1 protein-coding gene is annotated in these 284 nt (G+C 72.9%); it reads left to right on the forward strand.

Going from position 1 to position 284, the window contains the following annotated elements:
* A partial coding sequence (locus ACG04R_RS28540) for a gluconokinase (protein ID WP_394418226.1) occupies positions 1–284 on the forward strand: 284 nt, incomplete at both ends.

Raw genomic sequence — 284 nt, forward strand, 5'->3', positions numbered from 1 at the left:
TCCATCCGCTCCCGCCTCCCTCGTCGTCATGGGCGTCGCCGGCTGCGGCAAATCCACGCTCGCGGCGACCGTCGCGGAGCAGCTGGGCCGCCACTGGCTGGAGGGCGACCTGTTCCACAGCGAGGCCAGCCGCCAGAAGATGGCCCAGGGCGAACCGCTGACGGACGACGACCGCGCCAGCTGGCTCGCCAGCCTCAGCGAGCAGCTGTGCCTTCGCCCCGGCCTCATCGTGACCTGCTCGGTGCTGAAGCGCGCCTACCGCGACCAGCTGCGCCGGGCCTCGC

The sequence above is a fragment of the Pelomonas candidula genome, from assembly GCF_043555985.1.
Lineage (GTDB): Bacteria > Pseudomonadota > Gammaproteobacteria > Burkholderiales > Burkholderiaceae_C > Pelomonas > Pelomonas candidula.